The organism is Stenotrophomonas sp. TD3 (assembly GCF_001939825.1).
In the GTDB taxonomy this organism is placed as follows: domain Bacteria; phylum Pseudomonadota; class Gammaproteobacteria; order Xanthomonadales; family Xanthomonadaceae; genus Stenotrophomonas.
On sequence record NZ_MOYM01000002.1, the window covers coordinates 227,009 to 248,150 of the forward strand.

A 21,142-nucleotide genomic window follows, 5' to 3' on the forward strand; every position below is an offset into this window, starting at 1 on the left:
CCTCGCCGGCTGCAGGCCGGCGGTGGCCGATGAGCGCGCCGCCGCGCCTGCGACTGCGAAGGATCCGCCGTCATTTCATTGCCGCCTGTGCGGTGGGCCTGGTCGGGCTTGCACTGCTGGTGGGCACGCTCAGCCAGCTGCTGCCGCTGGCCGAGCGTCATCCCGACAGGATTGCCGCCTGGCTGAGTGAGCGTGCCGGCCAGTCGGTGCGTTTCGACCAGTTGCAGACGGCATGGACCCGTCGTGGCCCGCTGCTGCAGCTGAAGGGCCTGCGCATCGGCGCCGGGCAGGGCCTGGCGATCGGCGAGGCCGAGGTGCTGGTATCGATGTACAGCGGGCTGCTGCCCGGGCGCTCGCTGACCGAGCTGCGCCTGCGTGGCTTGGCGCTGGACCTGCAGCAGGGCGAAGACGGACGCTGGACGGTGCGGGGGCTGCCGCAGTCCGACAACGGCGGCGATCCGCTGGACGCGCTGCGCCGGCTGGGCGAGCTGCAGGTGATCGGGGGCCGTTTGGGCGTGCACGCGCCGGCCTTGGGCATCGACACCACGCTGCCGCGCATCGACCTGCGCATGCGGGTCAATGGCGATCGCCTGCGCGTGGGTGTACGCGCCTGGGCGCAGGCCGAAGCGCTGCCGCTGACCGCGGTACTGGACGTGGACCGCATGCGCGGCAACGGCCAGGCCTGGCTGGGTGCCGACCCGGTCGATTTCCATGCCTGGTCGCCCTTGCTGGCGGCCGGCGGTGTGCGCCTGCGCGAGGGCAAGGGCGAGCTCAACCTGTGGCTGACCCTGCGTGATTTCGCGCCGGTGGCGCTGACCACCGATTCGGACCTGAGGGACGTGCGTATCGATGGCGCCCCGATGCCCGGCGTGGCGGCACCCCAGCTGCAGCTGCAACGGGTGCAGGCCCGCCTGCGCTGGCAGCGTCAGGCCGACGGCTGGGCGCTGCTGGTGCCGCGCCTGCGCCTGAAGACCGAAGACGGCGAACAGCAGCTCGATGGCCTGCAGCTGCAGGTCGGCCAGCAGCTGCGGGTGAATGCCGGTGCGGTGCAGGCCGGTACCGCGCTGCGCGGGCTGGCCCTGAGCAATCTCCTTGAGCCGGGGCTGCGGCGCTGGCTGTTCCTGTCCAAGCCACAGTTGGACGTTCGCGAGCTGCAGCTGGCAGGCAAGCGCGATGGCCCGTTGTGGGCACAGGGCGAGCTGCAGTCGCTGGGCTTTGCCAGCGTTGGCGATTCCCCGGGCCTGCGCGGCCTGGGCGGGCGTTTCGAAGGCGATGCCGATGGCTTCAGCCTGCAGCTGCTGCCGCAACGCCAGCTGCAGTTCGATTGGCCGACCGGCTTCGGCGTACGCCATGACCTGCACCTGGCCGGACAGATCGTGGGCTGGCGCGACGAGGGTGGCGGTTGGCGGATCGGAACGCCGGCCATGCGCGTGGAAGGCACCGACTACGCGGCCGACGTGCGTGGCGGGGTCTGGTTCCAGGGCGATGGCACGCGGCCGTGGCTGCAGCTGGCCGCCAAGCTGGACGACGTGCCGATGACGGCGGCCAAGCGTTTCTGGATCCACTCCAAGATGAGCAAGGGCGCCACCGACTGGCTGGACATGGCGCTGGCCGGCGGCCAGGTACGCGGTGGTGTCGGCTTGGTCACCGGTGACCTGGACGACTGGCCGTTCGACAACAACGATGGCCGCTTCGAGGCGACCGGCCACATCACCAATGGCGACATCCGTTTCCAGCACGACTGGCCGCTGATGAGCCAGGTCGATGCCGATATCGCCTTCATCGGTCCTGGCTTCGACATGCGTGGACGGGGCGACCTGGCGGGCGTGGCGGTGCAGAAGTTCGAAGCCGGCATTCCGGACTTCGGCCACCAGCCGCTGTATGTGCGCGCCGATGCGCCGAGCGAGGCCGGCAAGCTGCTGGCGATGCTGCGCCAGAGCCCGCTGCACAAGGACTACGGCGATACGCTGGACAATCTGGTTGCCAGTGGTCCGGCGCATGTGACCTTCGACCTGCTGCAGCCGCTGCACCTGGATGAAGGCGAGGGCCACCTGCAGGGAACGGTCGACCTGGCCGGCGTGAAGCTGGTCGACAAGCGCTTCCAGCTGACCTTCGACAACATGCATGGGCAGGCGCGCTACAGCAACGGCGGCTTCGGCGCCGAGGACCTGGCGGTGCGTCACCTCGGCCAGGACGGCCGCCTGAGCCTGCGTGCCGGCGGCTACGTGCACGACAGCACGCGGGCCTTCGAGTCGCAGCTGACGGCCCATCTCGATGCTGGCGTACTGATTGACCGTGCTCCGGAAATGGCCTGGCTCAAGCCTTACATCTCCGGCAATTCGGCGTGGACCATCGCGGTCAACCTGCCCAAGGTGGCCCCGGGCGCGTCGGCGCCGCCGAGCGAGCTGCGGTTGAGTTCGGACCTGGTCGGCACCCGGTTGGACCTGCCGGCGCCGCTGGACAAGCCGGCCTCCGAGCCGCTGGCGACCACGGTGGCCGCGCAGCTGCCGATGGGGGCCGGCCGCATCGATGTGGCCTTCGGCCAGCGCCTGGCCCTGGCCGCACGCAGCCACAACAACCAGACCGGTGTGCAGGTCACCCTGGGCAGCGATCATGTCGACCGAGAGCCGCCGCCGAGCGGACTGTCGGTCAATGGCCGCAGCCCGACCCTGGATGCGCTGGAGTGGATCAGCCTGGCGCGCGGCGGCGGTGACGACGATGCCATGCCACTGCGCGCGGTGGACGTGCAGGTCGGCCAGCTGAAGCTGATCGGCGGTGTGTTCGAGCAGACCCGGCTGCAGCTGCACCCGGGCCCGCAGGCACTGGATGTGCGCCTGGACGGCCCGTCGCTGGCCGGGCGCCTGACCGTCCCCAATGCCGAGGGCGGCACGATCAGTGGCCAGCTTGACCGCGTGCACTGGCAGTCACTGCCGGCGGCACCGGGTGCGCCGGCCGCACCGGCGCGGGTACAGGCCGGTGCCAATGACATGGATCCGGCCAAGCTGCCGCCGTTCGCGCTGGACATCGCCGACCTGAAGTTCGGCAAGGTGGTGCTGGGCCAGGCGGTGCTGCGCACGCGCCCGCTGGCCAATGGCCTGAACGTGGACGAGCTGCGCTTCCGTGCGCCGGACCAGGAGATCGACATCAGCGGTCGCTGGCTGGGCCGGACCGGTGGGGCCCGTACCGAACTGACCGCGCAGGTGCGCAGCGAGGACCTGGGCGGGTTGATGCAGAACCTCGATTACGGTGGCCAGCTGCGTGGCGGTTCCGGCCAGGCGCAGCTGCAGGCCTCGTGGAGCGGTGGTCCGTCGGACTTCCAGCTGGGCAACCTGCAGGGCAGCCTCGACCTGCACGCGCGCAATGGCCAGCTGCTGGAGCTGGACCCGGGCGCCGGCCGCGTGCTGGGCCTGCTCAGCGTCGCGCAGCTGCCGCGGCGGCTGATGTTCGATTTCCGCGACTTCTTCTCCAAGGGCTTCGCGTTCAACCAGATCGACGGCAGCATGCAGTTCGGCCAGGGCATGGCGCGCACCGACAAGGTGCTGATCGAAGGCCCGGCGGCCAACATCACCATCCGTGGCCAGGCCGACCTGCGCAACCAGCAGTTCGACCAGAGCATCGACGTCAACCCGCGCGCGGGCAACCTGCTGACCGTGGTCGGTGCGGTGGCCGGTGGCCCGGTGGGCGCCGCGCTGGGTGCGGCCACCAATGCGGTATTGTCCAAGCCGCTGGGCGAGATTGGCGCCCGTACCTACAAGGTGACCGGTCCATGGAAGGAGCCGAAGGTGGAAGTGATCGAGCGCAGCCGCGACAAGACCCCATCACCGCCCGTGCCGGCACCTGCACCGGCCATTCCGCCGACCGTCACCGACCTGCCGCGCTCGCGCTGAGCGCGGTTCCCTGTTCACGGGGCTTGCCTGAGCGCCCCCGCACCCCCAGATCGAGACCATGACTGATATCGCCCTGACGCTTGCCCAAGACCGCCTGCTGCGCCCCGGCGGCCTGGATACCGCTGGCCTGGAGCGCACCTTCGGCCAGCTGCTCGGCCCCGGTGTCGACTTCGGCGACCTTTATTTCCAGCACGCCCGCCGCGAGAGCTGGAGCGTGGAAGACGGCATCGTCAAGGACGGCGCCCATTCCATCGAGCAGGGCGTGGGCGTGCGGGCGATTTCCGGCGAGAAGACCGGCTTCGCCTACTCCGACGACATCCATGCCGAAGCGCTGCTGGCGGCGGCGCAGTCGGCGCGCGCGATCTCACGCGAGGGTGGCGCCCAGTCCGGGCGATCGCTGCTGCGCGGCAATGCGCGCGCGCTGTACCCGGCGCTGGACCCGATCGACGGCATCGGCAACGAGGCCAAGGTCGAGGTGCTCAAGCGCCTGGATGGCTACCTGCGTGCCGCCGACCCGCGCGTGAAGCAGGTGATGGTCAGCCTGTCCGGTGGCGTCGACACGGTGCTGATCGCCCGCAGCGACGGCGTGCTGGCGGCCGACGTGCGCCCGCTGGTGCGACTGAACGTGCAGGTGATCGTCGAACACAACGGCCGTCGCGAGTCCGGCTATGCCGGTGGCGGTGGCCGCTATGGCTACGAAGACCTGTTTGCCAGCGGTCGCCCCGAAGCCCTCGCCCAGGAAGCACTGCGCCAGGCGCTGGTGAACCTGGACGCGGTGCCGGCGCCGGCCGGCATGATGCCAGTGGTGCTCGGCCCGGGCTGGCCGGGCGTGCTGCTGCACGAAGCGGTCGGCCACGGCCTGGAAGGCGACTTCAACCGCAAGGGCACCAGCGTCTACGCCGGCCGCATTGGCGAGCGTGTGGCGGCACCGGGGGTGACCATCGTCGACGACGGCACGCTCGATGGTCGCCGCGGTTCGTTGAACATCGACGACGAAGGCCACCCGAGCCAGTGCACCACGCTGATCGAGGACGGCATCCTGGTCGGCTACATGCAGGACAGCCTCAATGCGCGGCTGATGGGCATGGCGCCGACCGGCAACGGGCGCCGCGAATCCTTCGCGCACCTGACCATGCCGCGCATGACCAATACCTACATGCGCGCCGGCCAGCATGACCCGCAGGAGATGATCCGCTCGGTGAAGAAGGGCCTGTACGCGGTCAACTTCGGCGGTGGCCAGGTCGACATCACCAGCGGCAAGTACGTGTTCTCGGCCACCGAGGCCTATCTGATCGAGGATGGCCGCATCACCACGCCGGTGAAGGGCGCGACCCTGATCGGCAACGGCCCGGAAACCATGCAGAAGGTGCGCATGGTCGGCAACGACCTGGCCCTGGACGAGGGCGTGGGCATCTGCGGCAAGGACGGGCAGAGTGTGCCCGTGGGTGTCGGCCAGCCCTCGCTGTTGATCGAGGGCATCACCGTCGGCGGTACGCAGGCCTGAGCATGGCGATGGCCGCGGCCACCGCCCTGGCCGGCGCGGACTCAGTCCTCGTCGGCCTCGTCGACCGGATCGCCGGCGTGTTCGTCGCCCGCCGTCTTCAGGCCCAGCGCCGCCGGCAGCATCAGCGTACGCAGCACCTGGAAGATCTCGCGGTAGGCGCGCGGCGGCTTGTTCTTCGCCTTCTCGGTCTGCGCGTTGCGCAGCAGGGTGCGCAGCTGCTGGCGGTCGGCCTGCGGGTAGTCGTCGAGCAGGGCGGCCAGCGCCTTGTCACCCTCGGCCAGCAGGCGATCGCGCCAGTCTTCCACGCGGTGCATCATCGCCACTTCGCGGCGGCCGGTTTCGCTGTTGGCGTCCAGCGCATCGCGGATCGCGTCCAGCGTGGCGTCTTCCTCGCGGCGCATGTGCTTGGCCAGGAACGCCAGCTGGCGCTTGTGGGCGATATGGGCAGTGATGCGCTTGCACTCGGCGATGTGCGGCAGCAGGTCTTCCGGAATCGGCAGGCGCGCCAGCTGGGCCGGGGTCAGCGACACCAGCTTCTCGCCCAGGGCCAGCACGTCGAGTGCGTCGCGCCGGTTCTGGCTGCGGCTCTTGTCGTGGAATTCACCGGTTTCTTCGTCGCGTCCGCGCATCGTCCCTACCTGATCTCAAAAAAAGTCGCCCGGCGTGATGCCGGGCCCAACCCGTACAGGATAAAGCATTGAACGTGATCGCCCCTGAAGTGGCTGTCGGCGACGACAGCCCGGCCCGGCTGGAACGGCTGGCCGACCTCTCCCAGCAGTTGCTCGACCGCGCCCGTGCGCTGGGCGCCAGCCAGGCCGAGGTCAGCTGCAGCGAGGACCGCGGCCTGGAGGTCAATGTCCGCCTCGGTGAGGTCGAGACCGTGCAGTCCACGCGTGACCGCGGCATCGCCGTGACCGTCTATTTCGGCCAGCGCAAGGGCAGTGCCAGCACCGGTGACCTGAACGAGGCCAGCCTGGCCGCTACGGTCGAGCAGGCCTGCGCGATTGCCCGGCATACCGAGGATGACCCGGCCGCCGGCCTGGCCGAGGCCGCACTGATGGCCACCGACTTCCCGGAGCTGGACGGTTGGCACCCGTGGGCGCTGCAGGCCGATGAGGCGGTGGACCTGGCCCTGGCCTGCGAGGCCGCCGGCCGCGAGGCCGATGCGCAGATCCGCAATTCCGATGGCGCCTCGGTGTCGAGCATGCAGAGCCTGTCGGTGTACGCCAATTCGCACGGCTTTTTCGGCCGTGAGCGCGGCACCCACCATTCGGTCGGCTGCGCGCTGATCGCCGGGCAGGGCGATGGCATGCAGCGCGACGGCTGGTACACCAGCGCGCTGGCCCGGGAGGACCTGGAAGACGTGGGCCTGGTCGGCCGTCGTGCCGCCGAGCGCACCGTGGCCCGCCTGCAGCCGCGTTCGCTGGCCACCGGCAGCATGCCGGTGCTGTTCGCCCCGGAAGTGGCACGCAGCCTGGTCGGCCACCTGCTGTCGGCGGTGTCCGGCGGCGCCTTGTACCGCCAGGCCAGCTTCCTGCTGGACAGCGTCGGCCAGCGCCTGTTCCCGGAATGGATGCAGATCGACGAACTGCCGCACCTGCGCCGCGGCCTGCGCTCGGCCGCGTTCGACGGCGATGGCGTGGCCACCCGTACTTCGGCGCTGGTCCGTGACGGCGTGCTGCAGCGCTACGTGCTGGGCAGCTATTCGGCGCGCAAGCTGGGCCTGCAGACCACCGCCAATGCCGGCGGCGTGCACAACCTGCAGCTGGCGGCCAATGCCGGCCCGCTGGAGGAGATCGCCCGGCAGATGGGCGACGGCCTGCTGGTGACCGAGCTGATGGGGCAGGGCGTGAACGGGGTGACCGGCGATTACTCGCGGGGCGCGGGCGGCTTCCGTGTCGAGAACGGCGAGATCCAGTACCCGGTGGACGGCGTCACCATTGCCGGCAATCTGCGCGAGATGTTCAGAAGCATCGAGGCGGTGGGTAATGATGTCGACCCGCGCTCGCACGTCCGGACCGGCTCGATCCTGCTGGGGCGGATGACCATCGCCGGTAATGATTGATGGCATTGATGGCGTAAGCTATGCCCGCCTGACGCAACCAGCTTGGTGCTGGTGGGTCAAGACCACCCAATGAAAAGGAGTTTTGTCGTGAGCGAATTCGATAACGTCCCGCCGCCGCCGCCGGCCACCACCGACGTGCCGGCCGACCAGCGCACCATGGCGCTGGCTGCGCACCTGCTGGGCATCTTCACCGGCTTCATCGGCGCGCTGATCATCTGGCTGATCAACAAGGACGACGCTGGCAAGGCCTTCGTGACCGACCAGGCCAAGGAAGCCCTGAACTTCCAGATCACCGTGACCATCGCGATGGTCATCAGCATCATCCTGATGATCGTGATCATCGGTGGCATCCTGGCCCCGATCGTCGGCGTCATCAACCTGGTGTTCTGCATCATTGCCGCAGTGAAGGCCAACAACGGCGAAGCCTACCGCTACCCGTTCACCCTGCGCCTGATCAAGTAAGACCGGCTGCATGCGGAACTGAAAACGCCCGGCATTGCCGGGCGTTTTCATGTGCGGGGAGCGACGGGCGGTGCCCGGCGAGCGAGCGGCGATCAATGATCGCGTTCGACCGCCAGCGTCGCCAGCGCACGCAGTGCATCGGCCTCTTCGCCGTATCCGGCCAGGATCGCCTGCATGCGCGCTGCGAGCTCGTGCAGCTGGGCCTTCGCGCCGTCCATGCCGAGCAGCGCGGGGAAGGTGCTCTTGTCCTGGGCCTGGTCCTTGCCGGCGGTCTTGCCCAGCTGTTCGGAACTGGCTTCGACATCGAGGATGTCGTCGCGCACCTGGAAGGCCAGGCCGAGCGCGTCGGCGAAGCCGTCCAGCTGGGCCAGCTGCGGTTCGTGGGCCTGGCCACACAGCGCCCCCATGCGCACCGCTGCACGGATCAGCGCGCCGGTCTTCAGTGCATGCATGCGGGTCAGTGCCGCCAGGGTCTGCTGCTGGCCGGTGGCATCGATGTCCAGCGCCTGGCCGCCACACATGCCGGAGGCACCGGACGCGTGGGCCAGGGTCTGCAGGCAGGCCACACGCAGCGTGGCCGGCAGCGGCGCATCGGCCAGCAGGCCGAAGGCACGGGTCTGCAGGGCGTCGCCGGCCAGGATCGCGGTGGCTTCGTCGAAGGCGATGTGGGTGGTCGGCTTGCCGCGTCGCAGGGCGTCATCGTCCATCGCCGGCAAGTCGTCATGCACCAGCGAATAGGCGTGGATGAGCTCGACAGCCATCGCCGCCGCATCCAGGTTTTCAGGCTGTGCGCCGAACAGGTGGCCACTGGCGTACACCAGCAGCGGGCGCATGCGCTTGCCGCCGCCCAGCACGGAATAGCGCATGGCCTGGTGCAGGCCCTGCGGTGCTTCGGCAGGCGAGGGCAGGGCAGCGTCGAGCTGGCTTTCGATACGGTCGCGCCAGCGCGCGAACAGAACCTCAGCCGTCATGGCTGGGCGGATCGAAAGGCTCGGCCGTTTCCGGCTGCGCCGGATCGCTGAGCAGGCGTACACGCAGTTCTGCCTGCTCCAGCGCCTGCTGGCACTGGCGGTACAGACCGACGCCACGTTCGTAAGCACTGAGCGACGCTTCCAGGCTCAGCTCGCCGGTTTCCATCTGCTCCACCAGCTGCTCCAGCGATTCGAGCGACTGCTCGAACTGGGCGACCGGGGAGGCGTTTTCGGGGGACTTCTTGGCCATGCGGCAAGTGTGGACGGGCTGCGCGCGGGGGTCAATTCACCAGCCGCCGGGACGCCACTGCAGCTGCGCGTCGTGGGCCTGCAACCAGGCCTGCAGGGGAGCTGCAATGACTACGTCGGCGGCGGCGAGCAGCTGTGGTCCATCGAAGACCAGCGGCAGCTGGGCGCGTCGCCAGGGGGCAAGGTGTTCGCGTTGCAGGCAGTCCTTCAGCGCATGCGAATGCTGGCGACCGGGCAGCAGGATGCGTTCGCCGCCCACACGCGCACGCACCTGGAGCGGGCGTTCGAAGGCCACGGCGCCCTGCAGGCGCAGCTGACCGCCATCGGGCAGCGCCAATGGCGCGCGTCCATCCCATCCGGCCTGCCAATCATGGGGAAGCGCCGGCAGCTGCGCGGGCAGGAGATAGGCATGATCGCGCCATTGCTGGATCGCATGATCGTGCCAGCGTACCCGCGCCTGGCGATCGTTGCCGGCCGGCAGCAGCTCGTCCAGTGCCTGCTGCAGCACGGTGGCCGGCAGTGGCGCGGCCCCATGGCCGATCACCCAGGCACGGAGCACGCGCGCCGCGCGGCCCGGTGACACCTGGCGCAGCAGCTGCAGCGACAGCACGCGCGGTGCCACCTCCAGGTGCGCGATCAGCTCGGCGTCTTCCTCGTCCAGCAGCTCGCGGGTCTGCCGGCAGTGCAGGGCGCTGCCCGCCAGTGCCGCGGCGGCATGCGGCCAGCGCTGGCGCAGCAACGGCAGCACCTGCAGGCGCAGGAAGTTGCGATCGGCGTGATCGTCGGCGTTGCTGGAGTCTTCGATCCAGCGCAGCGCGTGCTGGCGTGCGTAGTCGAGCAGTGCACTGCGTGGCACCGCCAGCAGCGGCCGCCATAGAGGCTGTTCGCCAAGGCAGCTGTGCGCGGACATCGCGGCAAGGCCATCGACTCCGGAACCGCGCAGGGCCCGCAGCAGGAAGGTCTCGGCCTGATCGTCCTGGTGCTGCGCCAGTGCCAGTGTTTCGCCGTCGTGCAGTTCGGCGGCGAACGCGGCACGTCGTGCCTGGCGCGCCGCGCCTTCAAGGCCAAGGCCCGCGCTGTTGTCGACCCGCACGTGATGCACGGCCAGTTCGATGCCCAGTGCTGCGCATTGTTGTTGGCAGTGCAGCACCCAGTCGTCCGCATCGGTGTGCAGGCCGTGGTGCACGTGTACCGCGCGCAGCGCAGTGCCGGAGGCCTGGGCACAGCGCCACAGCCAGTGCAGCAGCACGGTCGAGTCGACACCGCCGCTGTAGCCCACCAGCAGCGGCGCATCCAGCGGAACAAGGGCAGGGAAGGCAGTCACAGCGGCAAGTATAGGGTTGCTCGGCAGGGCTGCACCCTGCACCCGCAGACGCGCAAGCAACGGCAACGGCCGAAGCAACAGCAGAAGCGGGCTTCCTGAGGGTAGGCGGGGTGGGTCCGGTTGCGGGGGGCGCTGCAAGTACATCCATGTAAGCTCGGTCGCCGCATCCATGCGGCTCACGCCCCCGCAACCGGCCCCACCCCGCCTTCGACAGTTTCCTGCGAGCTGTCCGGCATGTTGATGGGGTCAGATCCGTTTTCCGCAGGAAAACGGATCTGACCCCGGATTCAATTCGATATCTGACAGATTCGATCCACGCAAAGCGTGGATGGTCCAACCGTCACCGGAAATCTGTCGGGGGTGGGGCGGTGTGGGTGGGCAGGACCGTTGGCGCCATGGATGGCGCCATCGAGCCCCCATGGGTGAGGGCGCTTTGCTTGCGAAGCACTGCTTCGCAAGCGCCCGAACGCACAGCCGCCAGCGGCTGGGCCGGACCGCGGAGCGGGGTTTACGGCGTGTCCTGCCCACCCACACCGCCCCGCCCAACCAACGGAAATCCAGAGCCGCTTTGGCTGTTGCTGTTGCTCTGGCTTGTAGCAGGTGCAGGGCGCAGCCCTGCCGAAAAACCTACTTCACCCGACGGCCAGATCGGTCGATGCGGAACCGCTCTCCGCCTTCCATCGGCGTGTGACCATCGGCATCCGGCGTGCCGCGCCGGCAGCCGTTGCAGACCTCGGCCACGCCATCCCGGAACGGCCAGCCGAAATCGAAGGTGCCGGGCACCACCTGGCGGAACTTCAGGTCGAAGTAGGCCACGCGATTGCCGACGCGCCCGCGCAGCAGGCCTTCCTCGGGTGTCTCCGGGCCGTTGTCCCAGGTCAGCACCGGCAGGCTGCGGCCCTTGCGGTCGACGTAGTGGAAGCCCTGGTCGGCATACACCACGGCCAGGCCGTGGTCGTCGTAGTTCAGGTCCTTCAACGTGTCGGCGCTGATCTTCGGCCGGTGATCGACCACCTCGCAGTTGGGCAGCGGCCACAACCCGTGTTCGTCGGTCAGCAGCTTGCAGGCCGGTGCCTGCGCCAGCGTACTGGAACTGGCCAGCGCGCCGAGCAGGGCCAGCGACCGTGCGAAACGGCCGCGGGCGGGGGCAGGGCGGGCCTGCCGCACGATCACTTGGCCTCGGCCTTGCGCTCGAAGGCCGTCGGTGCCGGCAGCTGCACCGGCACGCCCTTGTCATCGCAGGTGCCGGCCTGGCACAGGCGCTCGCGCAGCGCCGGGGTGGCCTGCACGATCATGTGGTAGATCGCGTTCTGTTCCAGCGTGCCGCGGATCGCCTTGCTGCCCGGGCCGCGCGCCCAGATGCCGACGTCTTCACCGCCGTGCGATTCGGCCTTCATCGGCACCAGCGCTTCCTGCATGTAGTCCGGATGCTCGGTGTCGACCTCGCGCAGGTTCGGGCGGCCGTTGGCGGGCTCGAAGCTGCTCGGGTTGTGCGGGTAGCGCTTGGCGCCGGCCGGCTGCTGGTTGCTGGCGCCGGTGTGTCCCGGGCCATTGGCGTAGGTCAGGGTGGTGTACGGCTGGCCGCTGCCGTCCAGTGCATAGTCCAGCTTGCCGGCGCCGTCTTCGCCGCCCTTGTCCTTCACCTTGCCCAGGATCGGGTTGCCACGTGCCGGGTAGCCGACGAAGTTCAGCGTATGCGAGTGGTCGGCGGTGACGATGATCAGTGTGTCGTCGGCCGAGGTCAGCTCGTTGGCCACGCGCACCGCGTCGGACAGTGCCACGGTCTCGGTCAGTGCACGGTAGGCGTTGCCGCTGTGGTTGGCGTGGTCGATGCGCGCGCCTTCGATCATCAGCACGTAGCCTTCCTGGTGCTTGGCCAGATTCTTGATTGCTGCGGCAGTCAGTTCGGCCAGGCTCGGCTCACCGCCCGGATCCTGCGGGCGCTCGTACTCGTAGCGCATGTGGTCCGGCTCGAACAGGCCAAGGATGGCCGGCGCGTTGGCGGCGGCGGCCAGCTGCTTGCTGTTCCACACGTAGGCACCCTGCGGGTGCGCCTGCTGCCATTCCTGCACCAGGCTGCGGCCATCCAGGCGCTGGCCGACCTTGTCGTCGTATTCCGGATCGCGTTCTTCCACGGTGGTGAATTCACCGCGACCGCCGCCGAGGGCGACCAGCGGGCCACGGCCATAGCGCGAGGTCGACAGCAGCTGCTGGGCGATGTCCTTGCAGCCGGCCGCCTTGGCGGCTTCAGTCAGGTCCGTGTCGTTTTCCCAGTTGCGCTCGGGCGAGTGCGCGTAGGTGGCGGCCGGGGTGGCATGGGTCAGGCGTGCGGTGGACACCACACCGGTGGCCAGGCCGGCGCTGTCGGCCAGCTGCAGCCAGGTCAGCAGGCCCTTGGACAGGCTGTCGGCGCAGTCGGTGCGGCTGCCGGCGCTGACGCCGATCGCGCCCATGTGGGTCTTCACGCCGGTGGTGATGGCGGTCATGGTGCCGGCCGAATCCGGGGTCTGCGAATCGGTGTTGTAGGTCTTGCTGAACGCCGTGGCCGGGAAGCGCTCCCAGGACAGCAGGTTCTCTTCACCTGAGCCGCCCTTCTGCTGGCCTTCGTAGATGCGCGAGGCCGCCACGGTGGTCAGGCTCATGCCGTCGCCGAGGAACAGGATGACGTTCTTGGCCTTGCCGGACATCGCACCGTTGGCGGCGGCCTGGGCAGCGCCGCTGCGGTACCACCACGGCGGGGTCTCGCCGGCCGGATGGGCGACGGGATCGACGGTGACCTTCAGGCCGGCCGGGGCGGACGCGGGGGCGGTGCTGGCGCAGGCGCCCAGCAGCAGGGTGGTGGCGCAGGCGGCCAACAGGGAGACGGAACGGCGCATGGACGCTGGGATCTCACAAACTGTAACGGGACGTTCATTATGCCCGCCCCTGCAAGGCACGCCGATGACACACTGATTTGCCGGCCGGGCGGTCGTTCTGCGGGCCGCCTTGGGCTATCGTGCCAGCATCCCTTCCTTCCCCTCTGGATTGCCTATGAAGCTGGTCTCTGCCTGGCTGCGGATTCCATTCTGGCAGCGCGTGGTCGGCGGCTTCGTGCTCGGCGCGCTGGCCGGCTGGGCGCTTGGCCCGGCCGCGGAAACGTGGTTCGGCCCGCTCGGTGAGCTGTACGTCACCCTGATCAAGATGATCGCCGTGCCGCTGGTGTTCTTCGCGGTCATCAACGCGATCTCGTCGCTGCATGGCCAGAAATCGGTCGCCGCGCTCAGTGGCCGCACCTTCCTGTGGTTCGTGATCACTGCTGCATTGGCGGTGTGCGTCGGCCTGGGCGTGGGCACCGTGCTGCAGCCCGGCGCCGGTGGCCTGCAGCTGTCGATGGCCAGCAACTACGTGCCGCGCGAAGTGCCCAGCGTGGTGCAGGTGCTGCTGGACGTAGTGCCGGCCAATGTCTTCTACGCGCTGTCCGGCATCGGCACCAAGGTCAACGCGGCCGGTGAGACCGTGCTGGCTGCCGGTCGCGGCTCGATCCTGCCGGTGATCTTCTTCGCCGGCCTGGTGGGCTTTGCCATCGTCAAGCTGGGCGAGAAGGTGACCGAGGCGCGCAAGCTGGTCGGCCAGATGAGCGACATCATGATCCAGGTGACCCGCTTCGTGCTGGAAGTCACCCCGATCGGCACCTTCGGCCTGATCGCCGGCCTGGTCGGCAGCTATGGCTTCGAGAAGCTGCTGCCGCTGGGTCATTTCGTGCTGGCCCTGTACGTGGCCTGCGCGCTGCACATCGTGGTGGTCTACAGCGCACTGCTGCTGGCGCACGGCCTGAACCCGCTGAAGTTCTTCCGCGGCGCGGCGCCGGGCATGCAGGTTGCGTTCGTCAGCTCGTCCAGCTTCGCCGCGATGCCGGTGGCGCTGCGTTCGATCACCCACAACCTGGGCGTGAACAAGGACTACGGTTCGTTCGCGGTGCCGCTTGGCGCCAGCATCAAGATGGACGGCTGCGGTGCGATCTATCCGGCGCTGTGCGCGGTGTTCATCGCGCAGTACAGCGGTGTGCCGCTGACCCCGGAACAGTACGTGGTAGTGCTGATCGCGTCGGTGCTGGGCAGCTTCGGTACCGCCGGCGTGCCGGGTACCGCGGTGATCATGGCCACGGTGGTGCTGAGCGCAGCCAATCTGCCGCTGGAGACCATCGGCTACCTGTATGCCATCGACCGCATCCTGGACATGATGCGCACGATGACCAATGTGACCGGCCAGATGCTGGTGCCGGTGATCGTGGCCAAGGAAACCGGGCTGCTCGACCAGGCGGTGTATGACAATCCGTCCAGCAATGTGGGTGTGGACGATCCTGATCCGACTCCGCCACGCGGCTGAGGTTGCGTGGAGATGAAAGGCCCGCCCTGACCGGCGGGCCTTTTGTTTGGGAGATGGCCGACGCGGTACCGGCCGAGGCGGGCACCTGGTAGATCCACGCCATGCGTGGATGAAGGCAGTGCCGACCAAGGTCGGCCGCTACCCACCCATTGCACGGGCCCAACAAGAAAGCCGCTGCAGGGCAGCGGCTTTCTCGTGTCAGGCGGCGCGGTAGCGCCAACCGGTCAGATCAGAGATCGACCCGACGGGCCTGCATGAACTTGTTGCCCCAGTAGCCGCTGAGCAGGGTGTCCACGCGGACGTCCTTGCCCGAGCTCGGCGCGTGCAGGAAGCGGCCGTCGCCGACATAGATGCCGACGTGGTCAACACGGCCCTTGCGGCCGAAGAACACCAGGTCACCGGCAGCCAGCGCGGTGCGGTCGTTGATCAGTTCGGCGTTGTCATCGTGGGCCATCTCGCGCGAGACGCGCGGCAGCTCGATGCCCAGAGCCGAACGGAACACATAACCGACCAGGCCGCTGCAGTCGAAACCGCTGTCCGGGTTGCTGCCACCCCAACGGTACGGGGTGCCCAGCAGGGTCATCGCGCGGCGCAGCAGCGACTGCACCTTGCCGTTGTCGGCGGCGGTACCGACAACGCTGCCATTGGCGGCGCTGCTGGTGTCGTAGTTGGCGAGCAGGCGGCTGAGGTCGCCGGCCACCACGGCCGAGCGGTCCATCAGCGGAATGGTGTCGTTGGCGGCCAGGTGCGGCAGCAGGGCGGCCAGCGTGGCGCTGGCGGCGGCATCGACGCGGCTGCGCTGCGGAGCGGCAGCCTCGGCCTTGGCGGCCGGTCGGGTGGTGTTCTCGGCCACCGGGGCCGGGGTCACATCGGAACGGTTCGGAGCAGTCTGCGACCAGGCCGGAAGGCTGGTCAGACACAGTGCCAGGCCAAGCAACAGCGGGCGGGCACTACGTGAAGATACGGAAGTCTGGCCTTCGCTTTTCAGGTCGTCAGTCGTCACGCGTCGGTCACAAGAAAAAAACGATGGGGCATCATGCCCTGTAAAAGCGGCAATAAGTTAAAAATTCCGTTAGTAAACCGTTAGTTTCAGGGTGATGTCCGTCACAGTTTTGAACATATCGCCTGTTCATTTTAGCGAAGGACACGTTTCGCGCCGGTGTAGTGGTCCTTCCAGTAGGGGCCGCTGAGCGAGTCCAGGCGCACGGTGCCGCCGGTGCTCGGCGCGTGCACGAAACGCCCTTCACCTACATAGATGCCGACATGGGTGACGCTGCCGCGGCTGCCGAAGAACACCAGGTCGCCGGTGGCCAGGCGCTGCGGGTCGATCTTCGGGCCCTGTACCGCCGCAAGGTCGCGCGAGGTGCGCGGCAGCCGCAGGTCCAGCATCTCGCGATAGACATAGGCGACCAGGCCGCTGCAGTCGAAGCCCGAATCCGGGGTGTTGCCGCCGTAGCGGTAGGGCGTGCCGACCAGGCTGATGGCGCGCATCAGCACCGAGTTGGCAGCCTCGGGGTTGTCCGGCACGGTCTTTGGCCAGTTCGCCGTGGGCGGGGGCGGCGCCGGGCGGGTGGCCTTGCCACCGCCACAGGCGGTCATCAACAGGGGCAGGGCCAGCAGCAGGGCCGGGGCGAGGAACCGGCGCGGGCCGGACGAAACTGGCGTGATGTGCATGATCTCCGGATAATGCGCCACCTTGGATTGGCCGTCATGATGGCGGCGTCCCCGTCGGGCGACAACCCGCCCCAACCCGCCTGCCTCCGGCAGATCCAGACAGAGTTGCGCATGAAGATCGAAAAAGACCGTGTTGTCCGCTTCCACTACACCGTTTCCGAAGTCGGCCAGGAGCCGATCGAATCGTCCAAGGACCGCGGCGAGCCGCTGGCGATCCTGATCGGTCACGGCAACATCATCCCGGGCCTGGAAAACGCCATGATGGACAAGGAAGCCGGTGCGACCTTCAACGTCGACGTCAAGGCGGCCGATGCCTACGGCGAGCGTCGTGAGGGCCTGTCCCAGCGCGTGCCGAAGAAGCACTTCGGCAACACCAAGCTGGCTCCGGGCCAGCAGGTCGTGCTGCAGACCAACTTCGGCCCGCGTGCGGTGACCGTGCAGAAGGTCGGCATGAGCGTCGTCGACGTTGACCTGAACCATCCGATGGCCGGCAAGGACCTGCACTTCGACGTCGAAATCGTCGACGTGCGCGAAGCCGGCAAGGAAGAGCTGGACCACGGCCACGTCCACGGTGACGGCGGCCACCAGCACTGATCGCAGTGCGATCGTGATGGCAGCAACGGCCCGCTTCGGCGGGCCGTTGCGTATGTGGAACACGGCGCGGCCATCCATGGTGCACGGGCCGGCGGCATAATGGCGGACCTGCCTGACGGACCCCCCGTGAACGCCGCTTCTCCTTCCCTGCAGCCGGTGGCTTCCGGCGAACGCATCGCCGTGCTGGACGTGCTGCGCGGTGCCGCGTTGCTGGGCATCCTGCTGATGAACATCGAGGCCTTCAGTGGCCCGCTGGACCTGGCCTTCACCGGCATCGACGTGCACTGGCGGGGCATCGATTACTGGGCCGACGCCTTCGTCTACGTGTTCGTGCAGGGCAAGTTCTTCACCCTGTTCTCGCTGCTGTTCGGCGCCGGCTTCGCGGTGATGGCGCAACGCGCCGAGGTGGCCGGGCGCGACTTCACCCCGTTCTACCTGCGCCGCAGCGCCGGCCTGCTGCTGATCGGCCTGTGCCATGCACTGCTGGTCTGGTCCGGCGACATCCTGGTGATGTATGCACTGATCTCGCTGCCGCTGCTGGCCTGCCGCGAGGCGCCGCGCAGCTGGCTGCCGTGGATGGGCGTGATCGTCTACCTCGGCGGTGTAGCGATGATGCTGCTGGTGGGCGCGATGGTGTCGATGGCTTCGGCCGAAGAGGTGCGGAGCATGCTGGCCGAGGCGCAGCAGAGCATCGACCTGCAGCGGCAGGTGTACGGGCAGGGCAGCTGGGCGCAGGCCAATGTGCAGCGCCTGAGCGAGTTCGGCACCTCGATGGGCGCGCTGCTGATCACCGGCCCGGAAGTGCTGGGCATGTTCCTGATCGGCAGCTGGTTCGCCGGCAGTGGTGCGCTGGCGACGCCGGAGCGCTTCCCGCGGCTGTACGCGTCGCTGCGCTGGATCGCACTGCCGCTGGGCCTGCTGGTCACGTTGCTGGGGGTTGCCTGGAAACCCTACCTGGCACCCGGTGCGTACAACCTGCCGGTGACGGCGGCGATGGCCCTGGTCACGATTGGCGGACTGCCGATGTGCCTGGGCTACCTGGCGTGGATCGTGCACTGGCGCACGCGGCTGGCGTGGCTGGCGCCGGTGGGGCGCATGGCGTTGACCCACTATCTTGGCCAGTCGCTGCTGTGTACCTGGACCTTCTACCACTATGGCCTGGGCAGGTTCGAGATGATGCCGCGCAGCGTGCAGCTGCTGTTTGCGCTGCTGCTGTTTGCCGCGCAGGTGGTGATTTCGCACCTGTGGCTGCGCCGTTTCCGCTTCGGCCCGATTGAGTGGGTATGGCGTGCGATGACCTATCGGCAGTGGCCACCGATGCGGCGTGGGGCCGGGCAGGGCTGATCGATGCAGGGCGCACACGAGGATGTGATCGTGGTCGGCGCCGGTGCCATTGGACTGGCCGCCGCGCTCGCGCTGCGTGCGCAGGGGCGGCAGGTGCGGGTGATCGATCGCGGGCGCGTCGGCGGCGCGACGTCGCATGGCAACTGCGGCACCGTCACGCCCAGCCATGCGCCACCGCTGGCGGCCCCCGGCGTGCCATTGCGTGCGCTGCGCTGGATGCTCGATCCGCGTGCGCCGTTGTACGTGCGTACGCGGCTGGATCCGACGCTGTGGCGTTGGTTGCTGCAGTTCGGGTCGCGCTGCAATGCGCGCGACTGGCTGCACTCCACACGGGCACGCGGCGCGTTGTTGAATGATTCACGGCTGCGCCTGGCCCATTGGGTGCATACGCATGCGCTGGACTGCGAATTCGCTGCACACGGGCTGGACTATGTGTTCGGTGACGCCCGCAACTTCGACCATCATGCGGCCGAGTGCGAGGCACTGAACGCGCAGGGTATTGTCACGGCCTGCATCGATGGCGGCGACTATGCGCGCGACAATCCGGCGTTCCATGATCGCCTCGCCGGTGCGATCCACTTTCCTGGCGATGCGCAGCTGCGTCCGGACCGCTACACCGCTGAGCTGGCGCGCGTGCTGCGCGCGCAGGGCGTGGTGATCGACGAACAGGTGGACGTGCAGGGATTCAGTGACGATGCGCAGGGCGTACGCGTGCAGGCCGGCCTGCAGACCGTGCGGGCGCGTGAGCTGGTGCTGGCCACTGGCCCGTGGTCGCGCGACTGGGCACGGCAACTGGACCTGCGCGTGCCGATCCAGCCCGGCAAGGGCTATTCGCTGACCTGGTCGCGACCGGAGCTGGTGCCGCAGCGTCCGGTCGTGCTGAAGGACCATTCCGTGTTCGTGATTGCCTGGCGCGACGCGCTGCGCCTGGGCGGCACCATGGAGTTCGCCGGCGCCGACCCGCAGCTGCGCACGCGCCGCCTGCAGGCCCTGCAGGAGGCCGCCGACCACTACCTGCGCGCGCCGCGCGGTGCGCAGCTGCAGGAGCAGTGGTGCGGGTGGCGCCCCATGAGCGTGGACGACGTGCCGTTGATCGGCCGCGCGCCCGCGCATCCTCACGTCTGGCTTGCAGCGGGGCATGGCATGCTCGGCATCAGCATGAGCGCCGGCACCGGCCAGCTGATCGCCGATCTCGTCTGCGGCCGCACGCCAGCGATCGATCCTGCCCCTTACCGACCCGAGCGATTCCGATGAGCACTGCATCCTATGATTACGACCTGATCGTCCTTGGCGGCGGCTCCGCCGGCCTGGCCGGCGCGATCCGCGCCGCGCAGCACGGCAAGCGCGTGGCCATGCTGGAGCCCGGTGAGCTGGGTGGGACCTGTGTCAATGTTGGCTGCGTGCCGAAGAAGGCGATGTGGCTGGCGGCCGACCTGCACGAGCGCATCGGCCTGGCCAGTGCGATGGGCTTCGATGTTCAAGCGCGCCCGGCGCTGTCGTGGAAGGAACTGGTGATCCATCGCCAGGCCTACATCAGCAACATCCATACCAGCTACCACAAGCGCCTGGACGAAACCGGCGTGGTGCGCATTCCGGCACGTGGTCATCTGCTTGATGCGCACACCGTGGCCTGCAGTGATGGCGTGCGCTACAGCGCCGAGCACATCCTGATTGCCACCGGCGCGCATCCGCTGCGCCCGGACATTCCCGGCGCGGAACTGGGCCTGGTCTCCGATGATTTCTTCGACCTGCGTGCAGCGCCGGCCGAGGTGGCGATCATCGGCGGCGGCTACATCGCGGTGGAACTGGCTGGCCTGCTGCAGGCGCTCGGCAGCCGCGTGAGCCTGCTGGTGCGCGGCAAGCGGCTGCTGGAGCGCTTCGACTACGAGCTGACCGATCAGTTGGCCGAGAACCTGAAGCAGCAGGGCGTGCGCATCCATTTCGACTACCGCCTGCGCGAGCTGCAGCGCGATGGCGAACGCGTGCGTGCGTTCGGTCATGACGGCCCGCTCGACAACGTGTTCGACGCAGTGTTCTTCGCGACCGGTCGCCGCGGCAACAGTCGTGACCTTGGCCTGGAAGCGCTCGGCATCGGCATCGGCGAACACCAGCAGGTGCAGGTGGACGAATGGCAGACCACGAGCGTGCCGAGCGTGCATGCGGTGGGTGACATCGCCGGCAAGGTCGGGTTGACGCCGGTGGCCGTGGCCGCATCGCGGCGGTTGATGGATCGGCTGTTCGGGGGGCGCCCGCAGTCGAAGATGGATTACGGGAACGTGGCGAGCGTGGTGTTCTCGCATCCGCCGCTGGGCGCGGTGGGCATGAGCGAAGAGGAAGCGCGCGCGCGCTTCGACCAGGTGAGCGTCTACCACAGCCGTTTCCGCCCGATGCTGCAGGCGCTGGCCAACGGCACCCAGCGCAGCCTGTTCAAGATGGTCTGCGCCGGCCCGGACGAACGGGTGGTGGGCATCCACCTGCTGGGGGAAGCGGCCGACGAGATCCTGCAGGGCTTCGCGGTGGCGGTGAAGATGGGGGCGACCAAGGCCCAGTTCGACGACACCGTGGCGATCCACCCGACCTCGGCCGAGGAAGTGGTGCTGATGCGCTGACCTGCGGTTGTAGAGTCGAGCCATGCTCGACTGCCGTGCGAAAGCAGTCGAGCATGGCTCGACTCTACAGAAGGCGGCATTCGGGCACGCTCAG

The 21,142-nt window shown here is 68.5% G+C and carries 17 protein-coding genes; 9 read left to right on the forward strand and 8 right to left on the reverse strand.

What is annotated here, in order from left to right:
* Positions 1–29: 29 nt before the first annotated feature.
* Positions 30–3,887, forward strand: a complete 3,858-nt coding sequence (locus BKE09_RS17925; RefSeq protein WP_075677028.1) for a YhdP family protein — start codon at positions 30–32, stop codon at positions 3,885–3,887.
* 58 nt (positions 3,888–3,945) lie between these two features.
* Positions 3,946–5,391 (forward strand): metalloprotease TldD, encoded by a 1,446-nt coding sequence (gene tldD / locus BKE09_RS17930; protein WP_075677030.1) that lies wholly within the window; start codon positions 3,946–3,948, stop codon positions 5,389–5,391.
* A 41-nt stretch (positions 5,392–5,432) separates the two neighbouring features.
* Here tldD and yjgA read toward each other — a convergent pair whose 3' ends face one another.
* Entirely contained in the window at positions 5,433–6,020 is a 588-nt protein-coding gene (yjgA, locus tag BKE09_RS17935; protein ID WP_014038020.1) for a ribosome biogenesis factor YjgA, read from the reverse strand.
* A gap of 68 nt (positions 6,021–6,088) precedes the next feature.
* Here yjgA and pmbA point away from each other — a divergent pair, with 68 nt between their 5' ends.
* Positions 6,089–7,456 (forward strand): metalloprotease PmbA, encoded by a 1,368-nt coding sequence (gene pmbA, locus BKE09_RS17940; protein ID WP_075677032.1) that lies wholly within the window; start codon positions 6,089–6,091, stop codon positions 7,454–7,456.
* A gap of 87 nt (positions 7,457–7,543) precedes the next feature.
* Positions 7,544–7,918 (forward strand): DUF4870 domain-containing protein, encoded by a 375-nt coding sequence (locus tag BKE09_RS17945; protein WP_075677034.1) that lies wholly within the window; start codon positions 7,544–7,546, stop codon positions 7,916–7,918.
* Between the two features lie 92 nt (positions 7,919–8,010).
* Here the strand turns inward: BKE09_RS17945 and BKE09_RS17950 are convergent, their stop codons facing one another.
* From BKE09_RS17950 to BKE09_RS17970, 5 genes are all read right to left on the reverse strand, one after another.
* Positions 8,011–8,889, reverse strand: coding sequence for a farnesyl diphosphate synthase (locus tag BKE09_RS17950; protein WP_075677036.1), 879 nt, complete (start codon positions 8,887–8,889; stop codon positions 8,011–8,013).
* Positions 8,879–9,139: an exodeoxyribonuclease VII small subunit gene (locus tag BKE09_RS17955; RefSeq protein WP_006381978.1), complete on the reverse strand. Its 261-nt coding sequence runs from the start codon at positions 9,137–9,139 to the stop codon at positions 8,879–8,881. The genes BKE09_RS17950 and BKE09_RS17955 overlap by 11 nt, the downstream gene beginning before the upstream one ends.
* 36 nt (positions 9,140–9,175) lie before the next feature.
* Positions 9,176–10,462, reverse strand: coding sequence for a tRNA lysidine(34) synthetase TilS (tilS, locus tag BKE09_RS17960; RefSeq protein ID WP_170871774.1), 1,287 nt, complete (start codon positions 10,460–10,462; stop codon positions 9,176–9,178).
* A gap of 627 nt (positions 10,463–11,089) precedes the next feature.
* A complete protein-coding gene (locus tag BKE09_RS17965; protein WP_075677038.1) occupies positions 11,090–11,635 on the reverse strand; it encodes a WG repeat-containing protein in 546 nt (181 codons plus the stop codon).
* Positions 11,632–13,338: an alkaline phosphatase gene (locus BKE09_RS17970; protein WP_075677040.1), complete on the reverse strand. Its 1,707-nt coding sequence runs from the start codon at positions 13,336–13,338 to the stop codon at positions 11,632–11,634. Before BKE09_RS17970 ends, BKE09_RS17965 begins: the two co-directional genes overlap by 4 nt.
* Positions 13,339–13,492: 154 nt before the next feature.
* Between BKE09_RS17970 and BKE09_RS17975 the strand changes: the two genes are divergently transcribed.
* Positions 13,493–14,827: a dicarboxylate/amino acid:cation symporter gene (locus tag BKE09_RS17975; protein ID WP_046988032.1), complete on the forward strand. Its 1,335-nt coding sequence runs from the start codon at positions 13,493–13,495 to the stop codon at positions 14,825–14,827.
* Between the two features lie 229 nt (positions 14,828–15,056).
* Here the strand turns inward: BKE09_RS17975 and BKE09_RS17980 are convergent, their stop codons facing one another.
* Positions 15,057–15,830 (reverse strand): C40 family peptidase, encoded by a 774-nt coding sequence (locus BKE09_RS17980; RefSeq protein WP_014038011.1) that lies wholly within the window; start codon positions 15,828–15,830, stop codon positions 15,057–15,059.
* Positions 15,831–15,961: 131 nt separating this feature from the next.
* Positions 15,962–16,501 carry a C40 family peptidase gene (locus BKE09_RS17985; RefSeq protein ID WP_014038010.1) on the reverse strand — a complete coding sequence of 180 codons (540 nt, stop codon included), beginning with the start codon at positions 16,499–16,501 and terminating at the stop codon, positions 15,962–15,964.
* Between the two features lie 111 nt (positions 16,502–16,612).
* On the opposite strand from BKE09_RS17985, the gene BKE09_RS17990 reads away from it, so the two are divergent.
* The 4 genes from BKE09_RS17990 to gorA all read left to right on the forward strand — a co-directional run bounded on the left by BKE09_RS17990 (position 16,613) and on the right by gorA (position 21,048).
* Positions 16,613–17,095, forward strand: coding sequence for a peptidylprolyl isomerase (locus tag BKE09_RS17990; RefSeq protein ID WP_014647924.1), 483 nt, complete (start codon positions 16,613–16,615; stop codon positions 17,093–17,095).
* A 99-nt stretch (positions 17,096–17,194) separates the two neighbouring features.
* On the forward strand, positions 17,195–18,439 hold the full coding sequence (locus BKE09_RS17995) for a DUF418 domain-containing protein (protein WP_075677042.1): 1,245 nt from the start codon (positions 17,195–17,197) through the stop codon (positions 18,437–18,439).
* 3 nt (positions 18,440–18,442) lie between these two features.
* Positions 18,443–19,693 carry an FAD-dependent oxidoreductase gene (locus BKE09_RS18000; RefSeq protein WP_075677044.1) on the forward strand — a complete coding sequence of 417 codons (1,251 nt, stop codon included), beginning with the start codon at positions 18,443–18,445 and terminating at the stop codon, positions 19,691–19,693.
* Entirely contained in the window at positions 19,690–21,048 is a 1,359-nt protein-coding gene (gene gorA / locus BKE09_RS18005; protein ID WP_075677046.1) for a glutathione-disulfide reductase, read from the forward strand. The genes BKE09_RS18000 and gorA overlap by 4 nt, the downstream gene beginning before the upstream one ends.
* Positions 21,049–21,142: the final 94 nt, after the last annotated feature.

Coding starts and splice junctions, on each gene's coding strand:
- BKE09_RS17925 (WP_075677028.1), top strand. CDS start 30: ATGAGCGCGCCGCCGCGCCTGCGACTGCGAAGGATCCGCCGTCATTTC.
- BKE09_RS17990 (WP_014647924.1), top strand. CDS start 16,613: ATGAAGATCGAAAAAGACCGTGTTGTCCGCTTCCACTACACCGTTTCC.
- BKE09_RS17950 (WP_075677036.1), bottom strand. CDS start 8,889: ATGACGGCTGAGGTTCTGTTCGCGCGCTGGCGCGACCGTATCGAAAGC.
- gorA (WP_075677046.1), top strand. CDS start 19,690: ATGAGCACTGCATCCTATGATTACGACCTGATCGTCCTTGGCGGCGGC.
- tldD (WP_075677030.1), top strand. CDS start 3,946: ATGACTGATATCGCCCTGACGCTTGCCCAAGACCGCCTGCTGCGCCCC.
- BKE09_RS17995 (WP_075677042.1), top strand. CDS start 17,195: ATGGCGGACCTGCCTGACGGACCCCCCGTGAACGCCGCTTCTCCTTCC.
- BKE09_RS17955 (WP_006381978.1), bottom strand. CDS start 9,139: ATGGCCAAGAAGTCCCCCGAAAACGCCTCCCCGGTCGCCCAGTTCGAG.
- BKE09_RS17985 (WP_014038010.1), bottom strand. CDS start 16,501: ATGCACATCACGCCAGTTTCGTCCGGCCCGCGCCGGTTCCTCGCCCCG.
- yjgA (WP_014038020.1), bottom strand. CDS start 6,020: ATGCGCGGACGCGACGAAGAAACCGGTGAATTCCACGACAAGAGCCGC.
- BKE09_RS17975 (WP_046988032.1), top strand. CDS start 13,493: ATGAAGCTGGTCTCTGCCTGGCTGCGGATTCCATTCTGGCAGCGCGTG.
- BKE09_RS17970 (WP_075677040.1), bottom strand. CDS start 13,338: ATGCGCCGTTCCGTCTCCCTGTTGGCCGCCTGCGCCACCACCCTGCTG.
- BKE09_RS18000 (WP_075677044.1), top strand. CDS start 18,443: ATGCAGGGCGCACACGAGGATGTGATCGTGGTCGGCGCCGGTGCCATT.